The sequence below is a fragment of the Micromonospora sp. LOL_023 genome, assembly GCF_048060115.1.
Taxonomy (GTDB): Bacteria; Actinomycetota; Actinomycetes; order Mycobacteriales; family Micromonosporaceae; genus Micromonospora_E.
Genome location: NZ_JBHMIM010000027.1, coordinates 33,434 through 47,064, shown reverse-complemented (window position 1 = coordinate 47,064; position 13,631 = coordinate 33,434). Strand labels below are relative to the sequence as shown.

12 protein-coding genes are annotated in these 13,631 nt (G+C 71.1%); 6 read left to right on the top strand and 6 right to left on the bottom strand.

Features of this window, described 5'->3' with window-relative positions:
- Positions 1-40: 40 nt before the first annotated feature.
- From ACFHVL_RS16360 to ACFHVL_RS16340, 5 genes are all read left to right on the top strand, one after another.
- Positions 41-595 carry a TetR/AcrR family transcriptional regulator gene (locus tag ACFHVL_RS16360; RefSeq protein WP_416628789.1) on the top strand — a complete coding sequence of 185 codons (555 nt, stop codon included), beginning with the start codon at positions 41-43 and terminating at the stop codon, positions 593-595.
- 172 nt (positions 596-767) lie between these two features.
- A complete protein-coding gene (locus tag ACFHVL_RS16355) occupies positions 768-2,324 on the top strand; it encodes an ABC transporter substrate-binding protein (RefSeq protein WP_416628787.1) in 1,557 nt (518 codons plus the stop codon).
- Entirely contained in the window at positions 2,240-3,286 is a 1,047-nt protein-coding gene (locus ACFHVL_RS16350; RefSeq protein ID WP_416628786.1) for an ABC transporter permease, read from the top strand. Before ACFHVL_RS16355 ends, ACFHVL_RS16350 begins: the two co-directional genes overlap by 85 nt.
- Positions 3,283-5,259 (top strand): dipeptide/oligopeptide/nickel ABC transporter permease/ATP-binding protein, encoded by a 1,977-nt coding sequence (locus ACFHVL_RS16345; RefSeq protein WP_416628784.1) that lies wholly within the window; start codon positions 3,283-3,285, stop codon positions 5,257-5,259. The genes ACFHVL_RS16350 and ACFHVL_RS16345 overlap by 4 nt, the downstream gene beginning before the upstream one ends.
- A 3-nt stretch (positions 5,260-5,262) precedes the next feature.
- Complete coding sequence (locus tag ACFHVL_RS16340; RefSeq protein WP_416628783.1) at positions 5,263-6,165, top strand: ATP-binding cassette domain-containing protein; 903 nt, start codon at positions 5,263-5,265, stop codon at positions 6,163-6,165.
- On the opposite strand, the gene ACFHVL_RS16335 is transcribed toward ACFHVL_RS16340, so the two are convergent.
- The 3 genes from ACFHVL_RS16335 to ACFHVL_RS16325 are packed head-to-tail and all read right to left on the bottom strand — an operon-like array spanning position 6,064 to position 8,814.
- The gene (locus ACFHVL_RS16335; protein WP_416628781.1) at positions 6,064-6,813 is read right to left on the bottom strand and encodes a class I SAM-dependent DNA methyltransferase; all 750 of its coding nucleotides are present in this window, start codon (positions 6,811-6,813) and stop codon (positions 6,064-6,066) included. The two genes, ACFHVL_RS16340 and ACFHVL_RS16335, sit on opposite strands and share 102 nt — an antisense overlap.
- Complete coding sequence (locus tag ACFHVL_RS16330; RefSeq protein ID WP_416628780.1) at positions 6,782-8,056, bottom strand: ATP-grasp domain-containing protein; 1,275 nt, start codon at positions 8,054-8,056, stop codon at positions 6,782-6,784. Before ACFHVL_RS16330 ends, ACFHVL_RS16335 begins: the two co-directional genes overlap by 32 nt.
- Positions 8,053-8,814: a class I SAM-dependent methyltransferase gene (locus tag ACFHVL_RS16325; protein WP_416628778.1), complete on the bottom strand. Its 762-nt coding sequence runs from the start codon at positions 8,812-8,814 to the stop codon at positions 8,053-8,055. The genes ACFHVL_RS16330 and ACFHVL_RS16325 overlap by 4 nt, the downstream gene beginning before the upstream one ends.
- Positions 8,815-9,113: 299 nt before the next feature.
- Here ACFHVL_RS16325 and ACFHVL_RS16320 point away from each other — a divergent pair, with 299 nt between their 5' ends.
- Positions 9,114-10,235: a pyridoxal-phosphate dependent enzyme gene (locus ACFHVL_RS16320; protein WP_416628776.1), complete on the top strand. Its 1,122-nt coding sequence runs from the start codon at positions 9,114-9,116 to the stop codon at positions 10,233-10,235.
- A 6-nt stretch (positions 10,236-10,241) separates the two neighbouring features.
- Here the strand turns inward: ACFHVL_RS16320 and ACFHVL_RS16315 are convergent, their stop codons facing one another.
- The 3 genes from ACFHVL_RS16315 to ACFHVL_RS16305 are packed head-to-tail and all read right to left on the bottom strand — an operon-like array spanning position 10,242 to position 13,413.
- Positions 10,242-11,471, bottom strand: coding sequence for an MFS transporter (locus ACFHVL_RS16315; RefSeq protein ID WP_416628775.1), 1,230 nt, complete (start codon positions 11,469-11,471; stop codon positions 10,242-10,244).
- Positions 11,471-12,553 carry an enolase C-terminal domain-like protein gene (locus ACFHVL_RS16310; RefSeq protein WP_416628774.1) on the bottom strand — a complete coding sequence of 361 codons (1,083 nt, stop codon included), beginning with the start codon at positions 12,551-12,553 and terminating at the stop codon, positions 11,471-11,473. The genes ACFHVL_RS16315 and ACFHVL_RS16310 overlap by 1 nt, the downstream gene beginning before the upstream one ends.
- A gap of 59 nt (positions 12,554-12,612) precedes the next feature.
- Positions 12,613-13,413 (bottom strand): class I SAM-dependent methyltransferase, encoded by an 801-nt coding sequence (locus tag ACFHVL_RS16305; protein WP_416628772.1) that lies wholly within the window; start codon positions 13,411-13,413, stop codon positions 12,613-12,615.
- Between the last annotated feature and the right edge of the window lie 218 nt (positions 13,414-13,631).

The following is a 13,631-nucleotide window of genomic DNA, read 5'->3' as shown; positions in this document are numbered from 1 at the left end:
AGTTGTCAACCAACCAGTTGGTTTTGGGTAGGCTGGCGGTATGGTCCGCGACTCCACTGCCACCAAGCACCGGATCCTCGACGCCGCCACCGTCGAGTTCGCCGCCCACGGCCTGGCCGGCGCCCGGGTCGACCGGGTGGCCGAGCGCGCCGGCGCCAACAAGCAGCTGATCTACGCGTACTTCGGCAGCAAGGAACGGCTCTTCGACACCACCCTCGCCACCCACCTGGAGCGCTTCATGGAAGCGGTGCCGTTCGACGCAGACGACATACCCGGCTACGCCACCGCGATGTTCGACTTCGGCGTCACGCACCCGGACCTGCTCCGACTGCTGCAGTGGCACACCCTCGAACGCCCCGGCGAGCTCGCCCAGATGGAGCAGAACCACCACTCGACCCGACGCAAACTGGCCGCCCTGGCCGAGGCCCAGGCCGCCGGCCTGGTCGACGACACGCTCCCGCCCGCCGAACTGCTCGCCGTCGTCCTCGCCGTCGCCCGGGCCTACGACGATCCGGCACCGACGTCGGTGGCCGCGCGCCGGGCCAGCGTGACCACCGCAGTACGCCGGCTCGTCACCCCCGGCCCGCGCCCGTAGCGCCAGCTCGTCGCTCCACCTGCGACCGTAGAATCCGGCAACCCGGGTCCGGCGCGCGCCGCCGATCCGCGACATCGAAACGGTTGTGCCGGGAACCAGCGATGCCGTTGCACCGACTACTCCTATCGGACCCCGGGACATATTATTGACTGCCGCCTATCTGGAGTGCTCCGTGCCGCGACCCCGCATGCTTGCCGCCGTCCTCGCCGCGTCGTTCGGACTCACCACAGCCTGCAGCGCGGACTCCGGTGGTGGCGCCGCCTCGACGACGTTGCGGATCGGGTTGGGCACCGAGTCGGGCGCACTGGACCCGCACGCGTTCACCGGCAACTTCCTGCTCCTCGACGCCATCTACGAGCCGCTGGTCAGCTACGGCGAGGACGGGCAACTGGAGCCGGGCCTGGCCGAGGCCTGGACGGTGGCACCGGACGGACGGCAGGTGAGTTTCGACCTACGCGACGACGTGCACTTCACCGACGGGACGCCGGTCGACGCCACAGCCGTCAAGTGGAACTTCGACCGGTGGGTGGGCAACGAACGCTTCTCGTTCTTCCGGGCCTCGCAGGTCGTCTCCGCTGTGGACGCCCCGGATCCGGACACCGTCGTGCTCACCCTGTCCGAACCGTACGAGCCGCTGCTACAGGAGTTGTCGATCGTCCGTCCTGTCCGGCTGCTCAGCCCGGAGTCCGCCGACGCCGACGGCACCTTCCAGGACCCGGTGGGTACCGGGGCGTGGAAGCTGGTGTCCAACGGCGCCACCGGCACCGTGTTGGAGCGCAACGACGACTACTGGGGGCCGAAGCCGAGTCTGGAGCGGCTCGAGTTCAAGGTGATCCCGGATTCGCAGGCCCGCGTCGACGCGCTCACCAACGGGGAGATCGATCTGATCGGCGGCGCCTACCTGGCCCCGATCACGCCGGTGGAGGCGCAGTCGTTGGGCGAGCGGGCCGGCGTACGGCTGCTCACCGGCACGGCGGACGTCTCGATCCTGCTCGGGTTCAACCCCGACGGTCCCGCCGGCGACCGAGCGGTCCGGGAGGCCGTCAGCCGGGCGATCGACACCGAGGCGCTGGCGACGGCGTTGTTCCTTGGCCACGCGGAGCCGGCCCGCCGGGTGTTCCCACCGAACGTGCCGAACTCCGGGACGGACCTGCCGGTCGAGTTTGATCGGGCCGCCGCAGAACAGGTGCTCGACGCCGCCGGTTACCTCCGCGACGGGGAGATCCGGACCCGCGACGGGGAGCCGCTGTCCCTGCGGCTGCTCATCCCGGCCAAACCGGCCGAGGGGCAGCTCGATCCGCGCACCATGGCCGCCGCGATCGCCGCTGCCCTGCAGGAGGTGGGAATCGGAGTGGAACTTGTTCCGGTCGACGCCGCCGCCTACTACGACGAGCGAGCCGAGGGCCGGTACGACCTGACCTTCTTCGAAACGCTCGGCGCCCCGTACGACCCGTCCAGTTCGATCGTGTCCCTGTTCACCGACGGGGCCCGGGCACCGCTGTGGGTGACGCCGACCACCGAGGACCTGGTTGACAAGGCCTTGCTCGCCCCCGACCCCGCCGCCCGCGCCGAGGCCTACCGAAACCTCTACGAAACCGTTGCCGCCGACACCGGGTTCGTCCCGTTGATGTACCGGCCGCGGCTGTGGGCGGTACGCGACGAGGTCAACGGCTTCGGGGTGCCGCCCACCGACGTGGATCTCGAACTGGGCGGAGTCACCGTCGGGTGAGCGCTCCCGGGCGGCCACGGTCCGTCGGTGACCACCTCCTGCGGTGGACCATCGACACTGTCGGTGTGCTGCTCGCACTGTCAGCCGGAACGTTCGCGCTGGCGCTGCTGGCTCGCGGCGACGCCGCCGCACTGCTGGCAGCCAGCCGGGCCGGCCGACCGGCGACGCCGGAGCAGGTCGAGGCCGTCCGGTCCGAGCTGGGGCTGGACGCCCCCGCACCGGTGCGGTACATACGCTGGCTCACCGACGCGAGCACCGGCGACTTCGGACTGTCACTGCGGACGAACCTGCCGATCGGCCCCGAGATCGCCGACCGGTTGGCCGTGACGGCCGGATTGGTGGCGGGCTCGGTCGTGGTGGCCGTCGTTGTGGGGATGGCCGCCGGCATCGCCGGGGCGGTGGCCGGGCGGGGACCGCTACGCGGCGTCCTGCGGATCGGGGCCCTGCTGGCGACGTCGGTGCCGGCATTCTGGCTGAGCTACCTCCTGGTTCTGCTGCTGGCCCTACGGTGGCAGCTGGTGCCGACGTCCGGCATGGCCGGTCCCGCCACCTGGGTGATGCCGATGGCGGTGCTCGGGCTGCCGGCGGCTGGTGTGCTCAGTCGGGTGGTGGCGGTCACGTTACGGGAAGCGATCGATCGGCCCTACGTCCTGGCGGCGTTGGCCCGGGGCAGCGGGCCGATCTCGATCGTGCTCCGCGACGGGCTGCCGAACGCGGCCGGGCCGATCCTGTCCGTCTCCGGGGTGATCGTCGGCGGTCTGCTGGTCGGCACGGTCGTGGTGGAGCAGATCTTCGGCTGGCCAGGACTCGGGGCGTACTTCGTCCACGCGGCCGCTGCCCGGGACGTCCCTGCCCTGCAGGCCAGCGCGCTCGTGCTCGGCGGAGGCTTCATCCTGGCCAACCGGCTCGCCGACGTCGCGCAGGTCCTCATCGATCCCCGGTCCCGGTCGGAGACCGGATGACGGCCGGAGGCGGTAGGCGGAAGATCCCCGCGCCGGTACGGACGGCGCTGGTCGGCCTGCCGTTGGCCGGGTTCGCGGTCGTGGGGCTGCTGGCACCGGTGCTGGCACCGGCCGACCCGGCGGCCAACGATCTGGCGGCTAGCCTGCTACCACCATCGGCGGACCATCTGCTCGGCACCGATCAGCTCGGCCGCGACCAGCTCAGCCGGCTCCTGTACGGCGCACGAATCTCACTTGCCGTCACCGCGACGGTCCTGGCGGTCTCGGTGACCGTCGGGGTGCTCGCCGGCACCGTAGCCGGATACCTGGGGGGCTGGGTCGACCGGGTCGTCGCCCGGGTCGTCGACATGGCCGTCGCGCTGCCGGGAATGCTGGTGGCGCTGGCGGTCATCGGCGTACGCGGCCCCGGTGTGGAGAATCTCGTCGTCGCGATGTCGCTGTGGGCGTGGGCCCCGTACGCGCGGATCGCCCGCGCCCGCGTCGCGGGCCTGCGGGCCAGCCCGCACCTGGACGCGCTACGGCTGCTCGGTGCCGGCCCGGTGCGCGTCATCGGTCGTCATCTGCTGCCGCCCGCCCTCGCCCCATGCCTGGTCTACGCCAGCACCGACGTCGGGTCCATCGTGCTCGGCGTCGCCACGCTGAGCTTCCTCGGCCTCGGCATCCCACCACCGCAGGCGGAGTGGGGCCAGCTGCTCGTCGAAGGCCGCCCCTACCTGGCCTCGGCCTGGTGGCTGGCCTACCCGCCCGGCATCGCGATCACCGCCGTCGTGTTCGCGAGCAACCTGCTCGGCGAACGGCTGGCGGTCGGTGACGAGCGCCCGTCGGTCCTGCGTTGGCTCCTTCCGACCCGGCCGCAGGTGCCGCGCTCCGGGCGGCCGGCGACCGGCAGCACGGCGGCCGCGGTCGCCGGCACGTCGGGGACGCCCGACGACAACGACGTACTGCTGCGGGTACGCGACCTGTCTGTGGCCTATCCCCGCGACGGCGGCATCCGGCGCGCCGTCGCCGACGTCTCCTACGCGGTACGCCGTGGCGAGACCCTGGCGATCGTCGGCGAGTCCGGCAGCGGCAAGACCACCTCCGCGTTGGCGCCCTTCGGGCTGCTGGACCCGGGTGCGCTGGTCACCGGTTCCGCGCGGCTGCGCACCGGAGCCACGGCAGGTGAACTGATCGGACTTTCCCTTCGGCGAAGCCGCCAGGTCAACGGCCGTCGGGTGGGGGTGGTCTTCCAGGACACTTTCGCCGCGTTCGATCCGCTGCGCTGCATTGGCTCGCACGTCGACGAGGCGGTCCGCAACGCGGGCAGCCGGGGCCGGCGGGCGACGGTCCGCCGGATCAGCGAGGACCTGCTGCGTATGGCGGGTCTGCCCGACCCGGCGGCGGTCGCCGGCCAGTACCCTCACCAGCTCTCCGGCGGGATGCGGCAACGGGCGCAGATCGCCATCGCGATCGCGGGCGAGCCGGAGCTGCTCGTCGCCGACGAACCGACCTCCGCGCTCGACGTCACCGTCCAGGCGCGGCTGCTCGACCTGCTCGGACAGCTCCGCGACGAGCTGCAGATGGCCATGGTCGTGGTCAGTCACGACCTGGCGGTGGTCACCCGGCTGGCCGACGTCGTTGCCGTCATGTACAGCGGCCGGATCGTCGAGTACGGACCGCTCGACGCCGTGATACGGCAACCCGGGCATCCGTACACCCGGGGTCTACTCGATGCCGTGCCGCGGCCCGGCGCGGCACCCGGCACCCGGTTCCGCACCATGCCGGGACGCTCCGGCACCGGACCGGACGACGCGTCCGGTTGCGCGTTCGCACCCCGGTGTCCGATCGCCGCCGCGGAGTGTGTGCATGAGCAGCCGATGCTGCTGGCGGTGGGAACGGATCCGGCGCACCGGTCGGCCTGCCCCCGGACCAGCACGGCCGGCACCTCGCTGCGGCCGGTGACCGCCGGTGACCGAGACGGAGACGGAGACTGACCGATGCTGGAAGTCGAACAGCTCACCGCCGACCACCTCCGACGGCACGGCCGGGGCCGGCTTGGTGTGCTCGAGGACGTCACGCTCCAGGTCGCCGCCAGTGAGATCGTCGGGCTTGTCGGCGAGTCGGGCTGCGGCAAGACGACCCTCGCCCGCGTGGTCACCGGACTGCACCGGCCCCGGGCCGGCTCGGTGCGGTTCGACGGTGCCGACGTCCACGCCCTGCGCGGTCGCGCGCTGCGGGCACACCGACGACAGGTCCAGATGGTGTTCCAGGACCCGTACCTGACTCTCAGCCCCGCTCAGACGGTGCGCCAGGCCCTCACCGAGCCGCTGCGGATCCACCGGGTCGGCAACGGCCGGTCCCGCGCCGCCCGGGTGGACGAGTTGCTCGACCTCGTCGGGCTCGGACCGGCGGTCGGTGGATGCCGCCCCCGACAGCTGTCCGGCGGTCAGCAGCAGCGGGTGGCGATCGCCCGCGCGCTGGCGCTGGGGCCACGCCTGTTGGTGTGCGACGAACCCGTCACCGCGCTCGACGTCTCGGTGCAGGCGAAGATTCTCAACCTGCTGTGCGATCTGCGCGACCGGCTCGGTCTGGCCTGCCTGTTCATCTCCCACGACCTTGCCGTCGTCCGGCAACTCGCCAACCGCGTCGCGGTCATGCGGTACGGGCGCATCGTCGAACAGGGCCCGACCGGACAGGTCACCGGCGACCCGCGGCATCCGTACACTCGGGCGTTGCTCGCGGCGACTCCCACCGTCGACGTCGCTGAACGGCCGGAACGTCGCTCAACGGCTACGACGTCACGCGGCCGGGTTGTCGTAGACGGTGACGTGGGTGCCGGTGCCGAGATAGGGCTCCCGGTGCCAGCCGCCCCACCGGTGCCGACGGCGCAGGCCGGCTAGGCGGGCCATCAGGTCGAGTTCGGCGGGCCAGGCGTAGCGCATCGACACCGGGGCCAGCCGCATGCCGTCGTTGCTGATCAGGATGTGCTGGCCGTCGAAACGCTGGTCGACGGGGTCGTGGCGGACCGCGACCAGGCGGACGTGGTCGTGGTCGACGCGGTGGGCGTCGACGCTCTGCTGCCGCTGGTAGCGGGCGAGGTCGGGCACCAGACACTCCAGCACGAACAGCCCGCCCGGCAGCAGTCGCCGGGCGACGTTCGCGAAGCACCGTACCTGCTCCTCCTGGGTCAGCAGGAAAAAGAAGGTGGTGAATACGACGAACACCATGGCGAACCGGTCGTCGGTGCCTGGATCGACGTCGGCCATGTCGCCGATGGTGACGGGGATTCGGTCGCCGCCGGCCTTGGCCCGCATCCGGGCCACCATCGCCTCGGATGCGTCGATGCCCCGCAGATCGATCCCGCGACCCGCCAACGGAATGGTCACCCGGCCGGTGCCGACGGCCAGTTCGAGGACCGGCCCGGCCGGGCCGTGCTCGATCAGGTCGGCCAGGCAGTCGACGGCATCGGTCGGATCGAGGTCGGCGTGCCACTCGTCGTAGACGTCGGCGTTGCGCTCACCGTAGGCTTCCGGCCCGTACGTGGTCATGGGGCTCCTGTCCGAGATTCCAGTCCAGCGGTCGCATGTCGTGGGTGACGGTGCCGGCGGCGGCCAGCGAGTGGTAGAGGCCGATCTCGGCGGTGGGCCCCTCGGCCATCACCAGAGCGGTGCAGCCGCGTTGATCGGCAAGGTGAACGATCCGGTCACCGACCTGGGCGGTCGGGAAGAACTCGGGGCCGCCGGGGAACTGCGGTAGCCGTTCGAGCCCGCGCCAGCCGGCGAGTCGGCCCGCCGCCGGGGGATGCAGGAACGTCATCCCGAAGCCACGGTCGGGGGTCAGCGGGGCGTCGAGAAGTCGCGGCCGGCGGCCGAGCGCGGTGTCGGTCACCGCCGAGTACACGTTCGACCCGAGCGACCGGCACATCATCTCCCCGATGACCGCTCCGGCGATCCGGCCGTTGATCTCCACGACCTCCGGGCCGGCCGGGGTGTGGGCGAACTCGGTGTGTGCCACCCCGTCGGTGAACCCGACCGCGGCGAGGACCTCCCCGATCCAGGTCGCCAGCCGACCTGATTCGGCCGGCGGGAGCGCGACCGGAAAGGCGACGGCCTCCTCCCGACGGACCGGCTCGGGGGTGTGGATGTGCACCGCGATCCCGAGCAACCGGGTGTGCCCGCGCCAACTGACCGTCTCGGCGCTGTACACGGGGCCCGGGAAGTACGGTTCGACCACCAGGTGCCGGCCCAGCAAGGTGGCATCGGCGACCTGGCGGGCGGCCCGGTCGCGTTCGGCGTCGTCGCGGACCAGCCACACCGACCGGGAGGAGGTACCCGCCGAGTCCTTGACGATCACCGGGTAGCCGACGGCCGCGACCGCCTCGGTGACCGCCTCGCCGGTGGGCTCCGCGCGGCGTGCGTCGGCGCGACTGAGTCCGGCCCGGTGCAGCAGGGTACGGACCTGCGCCTTGTCCCGCAGAATGTGGGCCACCTGCGGGCCGAGCGTTGCCAGTCCGTACCTGGCCGCCAACGTCGCCCCGGGCATCATCCACGTGTCGGTGGAGTTGACCAGCCCGGCGAGGTCGGGCAGTTGGTCGAGGGCGGCGGCGCAGGCGGCCACGTCGGTGGTGTCGACGTCGATCACGGTCACGTCGTCGGGTCCGAGCCGGTCGAGTTCGTACGCGTATACCGACCGGTCCCCGGTGAGCAGGCACAGCCGGTGTCCGCTTTCGGCGGCGGCCTCGCGCAGCCGGGCAAGGCCGAACGTCAGCGACTCCAGCGACGCGATGGTCACGTCCCCGCCTCCTCGGCCTGCGCGGGACGGCTCGCCCGCACGAGCAGCCGCTGCGCGTGATTGTCGTACGGTTCACCGGCGAAGCCGCCGAAGCAGGTGACGTCGGTGAACCCGGCGGCGCTCAGCATGCTGCGGATCTCGGCTGCGCTGTAGACGAACTGTTCTAAGTACCCGTGCCGGGCGGTGTCGCCCCGGATCAAGGTCCAATCGCTGCGGAACCGGGTCCAGTCGTCCAGGATGGTGTCCCGCATGACCAGGTGTCCGCCGTCCAGCTGAACCACTTTCGGGGTGCCCGCCCACCGGGCGAAAATCTCCTTGCTGAACAGGTCCATCAGCAGTCGCCCGCCTGGCACCAGGCTCTGCCAGGCGTTGTGTAGCACCAGCTGGTTCTGGGCCGGGTCGGTGAAGTATCCGAACGAGGTGTACATGCTGATGATCAGGTCATAGCTGTCCCGCTCGACGAACTCCCGCATGTCGGCTTGGACCAGGCGTACCGATAGTCCGGCCTGCTCGCCGGCCCGGTCGGCTCGGTCCAGCATGGTCGCGCTCAGGTCGACCCCGGTGACCTGGGCACCGCGCGCGGCGAGCGGGACGGCGTAGGTACCCGGACCGCAGCCGAGGTCCAGCACTCTGGTCCCGGCTGTGACCTCCAGCAGTGGCGAGGTCGCCACCCGACTCCGGGCCTCCTGCTGACGGTGCGGGGCGAACAACGCGGCGGCGAAGTCCACCCAGAACCCGTCGTCTGCAAACCACTCCATCGGCAGCTCCGTACTCGCCCGACGACTGACGTCTTACAGGTCGCTCGTCGAGGCGCGGAAGTTCCCTCGTCGATCGAAGAAGATTGATCAGCCTCAGAAGCTGGCGAAGCCAGAAGATTCCGGATCACCATCTCGATGTCGGACATTCTGCTTCGATCAGCTACTGGCACCGCGATGGCATACGACAGCAGGAACCAATCCACTACCAGGAGCGACCAACATGTCACCAGAACACATCCACGCCGAGGATTCACATTTGTGAACGACAATGTGTTGTCAATCAAAGGAGCGATCAGGCCATGCCGTCCACGGGCCCGTCGACGACCCCGCCACCGGTGCACTCGCACGTCACCGACGCCATCAAGGCACCGAGCCTCATCCGCCTGTCGGACACCATGGTCCTGGCCCGGTTCGAAACTCTGAAGGTCTACGCCGCCCTCGGCGCGGTACGGGCGCTGCTGGCGGCAGGGACCGTCCGCCCCGGCGACACCCTCGTCGACAGCTCCAGCGGCATCTACGCCCTCGCGCTGGCCATGGCCTGTCACCGGTACGGACTGCGCTGCCACATCGTCGCCTCGACCACGGTGACCCCGACCATCCGGTCGCAGCTGGAAATCCTCGGCGCCACCGTGCACCAGATGCCCGTCGAGAGCGACCTGCGACTGGACCAGCACCGACGCGTGGCGCGGGTACAGGAGCTCCTGCGTGCCAACCCTGGCATGCACTGGATGCGCCAGTACCACGACCCGGTGCACCGACTCGGCTACGCCGAACTGGCGACACTCGTCCGGGCCGCCGTGCCGCAGGTACCGCTGACCGCGGTCGCCAGCGTCGGCACTGGCGCGTCCAGCGCCGGGCTGATCCAGTCGATCCGCACCCACGAGCCGTCGACCCGGCTCGTGGGGGTCCAGCCGTTCGGCAGCGTCAGCTTCGGCAGTGAACGGTTCCCGGATCCGGACGCGATCATCGCCGGGATCGGCAGCGCCATCCCCTTCGACAACGTCCGCCACGAACTGTACGACCAGGTGCACTGGATCGGCTTCCGCCATGCCATGGCCGGCACCATCGCATTGATGCGCGCTCATGCGGTCTTCGCCGGCCTCTCCACCGGCGCGGCGTACCTCGCGGCCCGGTGGGAGGCCGGACGCCGCCCGGAACGGATGCACCTGCTGATCGGAGCCGACACCGGCCACCGGTACGTCGACAAGGTCTTCGCCCGCCACCGCGAAGCCCTCGACATGGACACCTTGGAGCCGGTGGAGATCGCCTCCCTCGACGAGTTGGCCCCGCCCTGGTCGACCTTGCCGTGGGCGCGACGCGCCCACCCGCCGTCAACCGGCCAGGACCTGCACCCCGCCGCCGTCGCCGGCCCTCGGGGAACCAGCTGCCCGGGAACCAGCCGGCCCGCGTCGGCCGGCTGAGCGCGGTTACGCGCCCCGGGTCGGTACGCGGCGTCCCAGCCATCGCCCCACCGTGAGCACCAGCACCGGAAGGACGACACACTGGGCCGCGACGACCAGCCAGAATCCGGGCAGGAACCCGCCTTGTTCGAACGCTCCGTACACGCTGCCCCCGGCGACTCCGCTGAGGAACGAGCCGACCCCGACCGCGAGCCGCTGCTGGCCGAAGGCAACCGTCGCGGATCTTTCCGACCCCGCCAACGCTTCGAGGTCGTTCTTGAGGAACAACACCGCGCTGCCGAGGCTGATCGCGGCGACCCCGCAGACCACCGCCGGACCGTTCCCACCGGCGAACGCGACCATCCCGGTCGCCAGGGCACCGAATCCGATCGTCATCGCCGCCGGGTAGCTCATCCTCCCCACCCGGTCGGCTACCAGCGGCTGCACCACCACCAGGCCGAGCGAGTAGCCCATCATCGCCGCACCGAACAGCAGGGTCGCCATCCGGCCCTGCGCGTAACTGGAGAGGTACTGGTAGAACTGCATGTGCACGTAGAACGACACGGCAGTGACGACGAACGGCAGCACCGCCACTCCGTGCAGCATCCGCCGGAACGGCTCCACCGGTGGCGCGTCGGCGACCCGCCGCTCCCGGCGGAGAAAGACATGGCCGAGCGCCACACTGGCGTACACCGTCGTCACGGCCGCGAACATCACGGTCGGCCGGTGCACGAACAACGCCCCCACCACCGGCCCCACCGCTATACCGAGGTTGCCTGCGGCGTTACCCGCCGACACCAGCCGGGGCCGCTGCTCGTCGCCCACGTCGTGCACCAGATAGCTACGGTACGCCGGCGAGTACAGTGACCCGCCGCCGGAGATGAGCAACAGGCCGGCGACGGTCAGCACCGGGACCCGCTGTCCCGCGAGGAACGCCGCCCCACCGAGGCTGTACAGCGTCAGGGCCGCCACCAGGGACCGCTTCAGACCGATCCGCTCGGCCACCGCGGCGGTCGCCGGGGCGCTGGCGAACTGCACCAGGGTCGCCGCTCCGAGCACCATCCCGACCTGCGCCATGCCTACGCCCATGCGTTCGCGCAGCAGCACCGCCAGGTACGGATAGATCGAGAACGAGCCGACGTTGACCAGGAATCCGCCGGCCAGCACGGCCCACTGGGCGCGGGTGAAGGCACCCCTGCGCGGTGCCGGCCAGGGGCGGGTGCCCGCGGCCGCGCGGGGGGTGGCCGGGGCGGCCATCAGTCGTCCGGCCCGCCGCCGGACCGGACGCCGGCTCCGGTCGGCTCAGCACCGCCGAAGGTGTGCTGGTCGGACGGCACCACCCCCAACCCTGCGGCGTCGCCGAGAACGATCCGCCCCTGGTCGAGGCCCAGCCCTCGGAACGGGGGATCACGCAGGAGGAACTGGCTGTCGATGTCGATGCGGTCGGCCAGCGGGGCCAGTAGGGCGGCCTGGCTCAGCGCGAGCTCCGACTCGCAGTTGCAGCTGAGCATCACCGACAGGCCCACCTGCCGCGCGGCCTCCATCACCCGGCGGGTGGCCCGCACTCCACCGGACTTGGCCAGCTTGACCACCACCCCGTCGGCCAGGCCGGCGGCCGCCCGGACACTGTCCACGCCCGTGCAGCCCTCGTCCAGGAAGAACGGCAACCGGTCGGGCAGCTTGCGGTAGCGGCGGTACGCGTCGACCGCATCTCTCGCGAACGGCTGCTCGACGAGCTGGATGTCGAGGGCGCGCAGGGCCGGGGTCAGTTCCAGCGCGGTCCGCAGGTCCCACGCCTCGTTGGGGTCGATCCGTACCGGCAGGTCGGTGACCGCGCGAACGGCGGCCAGCCGGTCGAGGTCTTCGGCGCCGCGTACCTTCATCTTGAACGCGCCGACTGGTGGCGCGTTCGCCACCAGCTCCAGGGTCTGCGCGACACTGCCGAGCCCGATGGTGAAGCCGGTCGGCTCGGGCAGGGTGCGCGGTACGCCGTACAGCTGCCACGTCGGTACGCCGGCGGACCGGCCCAGCCAGTCGTGCACCGCGCCGTCGAGCGCCATCCGCGCGCCGACCGGTCCGTCCCAGTCGGCCACCCGGTCCAGGACCTGGTCCGGATCGGACAGGTCCGGGCCGAGGACGTCTCTGCCGTGTTCGGCGACCGCCGCGACGACCTGCTCGACGGTTTCGCCGTGCGCCCAGGCCGGTGTGCCCTCACCCAGGCCGGTGACGCCGTCGTGGGCGAGGGTGACGAGGCAGGTGTCCGTCGAGTCGTAGGAGTGCTGTGAACTCCGGAACACCGTCAACAGGCGCAGGGTCATCCGACCGACGTCGAGCTCCATGCGGATCAGCTTGTCACGCCCCCCGCCGACAATCCACGCTGATCGATCGACCGTCTGAGTCAGGGACGGCAGAGGATCTCGCCGTGCAGAATGGCGAACCAGCCGTCGGGCGCGTCGGCCCAGCGGAGCCAGCCGGCGGAGAGTCGTTGCAGGTCGGCGGGGGTGGCGGCGCCGGCGGCGAGGATCTGCCGGGCCATCTCGGAGGCGACGATGCGCTCGGACCACATGGTCCCCCACCAGCGGCGGTCCTCGTCGGTGGCGTAGCACCAGGCGGAAGCGCCGGGGGTGATGTCGCGCAAGCCGGCGGCAAACGCCCAGGAGAGCAGGCGGCGGCCGGCGTCCGGTTCGCCGCCGTTGGCGCGGGCGGTCGCCTGGTAGAGCGCGAGCCATTCGTCGAGTTCGGGTACGGCGGGATACCAGGCGAAGCGGTCGTAGTCGCTGTCACGGGCCGCGACCACTCCCCCGGGCCGGCAGACCCGGCGCATCTCGGCGAGCGCGCGGACCGGGTCGCCGACGTGCTGGAGGACCTGGTGGGCGTGGACCACGTCGAACGCGTCGTCGGGGAACGGCAGTTCGTGTACGTCGGCCGTGGTGAAGTCGACAGTCGTGACGCCCCGGGCCTGCGCCTCGGCGCGCGACAGCGACAGCGCTTCGTCGGTGACCTCGGTGGCGGTGACCCGGCCCGGGGCGACGAGTGCGGCGAGGTCCATGGTGATGGTGCCGGGACCGGCGCCGATGTCGAGCAACGTCTGGCCGGGCCGCAGGTGCGGCAACAGGTACGCGGCCGAGTTCTCGGCGGTACGCCAGCGGTGGGAGCGCAGCACCGACTCGTGATGACCGTGCGTGTATACGGCTGACATGCCCCGACGCTATCTAGCTTCTCGTATTTCGGGAAAGATTTCCCACATAATGGCCGATCGCCGGCACTGGCCGGGGCGGCATCCCCGCATCTTTCGGCGGCACCACCATGTCTCTTCAAACGTGATCCCGTTAGGGGATTTTGATCCCGCTACGGGATCAAGCCCGTGCGCGACATGGACCGACACCGCGCAGCGCAAGAGCCGCCCCGCAGACCAAA

Coding starts and splice junctions, on each gene's coding strand:
- ACFHVL_RS16360 (WP_416628789.1), top strand. CDS start 41: ATGGTCCGCGACTCCACTGCCACCAAGCACCGGATCCTCGACGCCGCC.
- ACFHVL_RS16345 (WP_416628784.1), top strand. CDS start 3,283: ATGACGGCCGGAGGCGGTAGGCGGAAGATCCCCGCGCCGGTACGGACG.
- ACFHVL_RS16340 (WP_416628783.1), top strand. CDS start 5,263: ATGCTGGAAGTCGAACAGCTCACCGCCGACCACCTCCGACGGCACGGC.
- ACFHVL_RS16335 (WP_416628781.1), bottom strand. CDS start 6,813: ATGACCACGTACGGGCCGGAAGCCTACGGTGAGCGCAACGCCGACGTC.
- ACFHVL_RS16325 (WP_416628778.1), bottom strand. CDS start 8,814: ATGGAGTGGTTTGCAGACGACGGGTTCTGGGTGGACTTCGCCGCCGCG.
- ACFHVL_RS16320 (WP_416628776.1), top strand. CDS start 9,114: ATGCCGTCCACGGGCCCGTCGACGACCCCGCCACCGGTGCACTCGCAC.
- ACFHVL_RS16315 (WP_416628775.1), bottom strand. CDS start 11,471: ATGGCCGCCCCGGCCACCCCCCGCGCGGCCGCGGGCACCCGCCCCTGG.
- ACFHVL_RS16310 (WP_416628774.1), bottom strand. CDS start 12,553: ATGGAGCTCGACGTCGGTCGGATGACCCTGCGCCTGTTGACGGTGTTC.
- ACFHVL_RS16305 (WP_416628772.1), bottom strand. CDS start 13,413: ATGTCAGCCGTATACACGCACGGTCATCACGAGTCGGTGCTGCGCTCC.